The organism is Actinomadura sp. BRA 177, from assembly GCF_013372625.1.
In the GTDB taxonomy this organism is placed as follows: Bacteria; Actinomycetota; Actinomycetes; order Streptosporangiales; family Streptosporangiaceae; genus Spirillospora.
Genome location: NZ_JABXFD010000104.1, coordinates 1 through 1632, shown reverse-complemented (window position 1 = coordinate 1632; position 1632 = coordinate 1). Strand labels below are relative to the sequence as shown.

General features: G+C 74.6%; 2 pseudogenes. Both read right to left on the bottom strand.

The window, feature by feature from the left end:
- Positions 1 to 270, bottom strand: a pseudogene (locus tag HUX53_RS40650) (Scr1 family TA system antitoxin-like transcriptional regulator); the annotation flags it as partial.
- Between the two features lie 64 nt (positions 271 to 334).
- Positions 335 to 1555, bottom strand: a pseudogene (gene murJ / locus HUX53_RS02845) (murein biosynthesis integral membrane protein MurJ); the annotation flags it as partial.
- Positions 1556 to 1632: the final 77 nt, after the last annotated feature.

Sequence of the window (1632 nt, the reverse complement as noted above, 5' to 3'; positions counted from 1 at the left end):
GTCGAGGTAGAGCGCGCTGGTGAGCTGCTCCAGGTAGACGACGTCGGACAGGCCGGGCTCGGCGAAGCGCAGGATCGTGAACGGGCCGCCCGCCGCCGCGTGCCCGCCCGCACCGAACGGCACCATCTGCAGCGTCACGTGGGCCAGCTCCGACATCTCGATCAGGTGCTCGATCCGGGCCCGCATCACCTGGCGGCCGCCGAGCGGACGGCGCACCACCGGCCCGTCCAGCACGGCCCACCGCCGCGGCGCCCCGGGCGCGGACGAGCGTGCCGAGCAGCAGCACGCCGGCGACGGTCATCCCGGTGGCGTTGCCGATGCCGAGCGCCGCGACGACCCACTGCCGGTCGACCGACAGCACCAGCGCGACGTCGGCGCCCATCACCACCACCCAGCCCGCGACGATCGCCGCCGCGCCCATCTTGCCCCGGTGGCAGGCGAACAGGACGCGTTGGAGATGCGCGACGAGCCCGTACCCGAGCAGGCCAGGCGCGAACGCGAGCACCGCGCGCGACAGGACCTCCTGCTGGCCGGGGTGGCCGGGGTTGAACACGGCCGCGATCGGGACGGCGACGGCGGCGAGCACGGCGGCGCCCGCGCACGACACCAGGATCACCGCGCGGGTCGTGGACGCGGTGACCGCGTTGAACCGGTCCTGCTCCCCGGCGCTGATCCGCGCCGACAGCAGCGGGAACGCGCTCGTCGCGATCGGCACCGCGAGGATCGCCCACGGCAGCAGGTAGATCGCCCAGGCGTACTGGTAGTTGGCGAGCGCGCCGCCCGTCCCCTCGTAGCTGAGCCGGACGACCAGCAGTGCCGACAGCTGCTGCGCCGCGACGGTGGCGAGGCCGGCGACCGCGAGCCGCCGCACCCGGCGCGCCACCCCGTCCGGGAAGCGCAGCGTGGGCCGCAGCCGCAGCTTCAGCCGCCACGCCGCGATTCCGGCGGTCGCCGCCATCGCGACGCCGCCGAGCGCCGTCCCGACCGACAGCGTCAGCTCGGCGTCCAGCGGCAGGCCGGCCAGGTCGTTCTCGTAGCCGCGGCCGAGCGGCGCGTAGGCGACGTAGGCGGCGATCACCACCAGGCTCGACATGAGCGGCGCCAGCGCGGGCGCGACGAACCGGCGGTGCGATTGCAGCAGCCCGTACAGGACGACCGCCATCCCGTACATGACCATCTGCGCCGACATGATCGCGAGCATGCTGGAGCCGACGTCCACGATGTCGCCGCGCGAGCAGCCCTTGAGGTCGCCGCCGACCAGCAGCTCCATGATCGGGCGGGCGCCGAGCGCCATCAGCGCCGCGAGCGGCACCATCAGCACGACGATCCAGGTGAGCAGCGCCGACCCGATCCGGCGGACCTGCTCGCGGTCGCCGCGCTCGGCGGGCCCGGCCAGCACCGGCACGACCATGCTGGCGAGCGCGCCGCCCGCGACGATCTCGTAGACGATGCTGGGGAACTGCGTCGAGGTGAAGTACGCCTGGCTCAGGCAGGACGTGGTGACCGTCTGCGAGAAGGCGTAGGTGCGCCCGAACCCGGCCAGCCGCGACAGCACGGTGATGACCGCGATGACGACGGCGGCGCCGGCGAGGCCGCCGGTCAGCCGGCGCACGGCGGCGGAGCGCCGGGCGC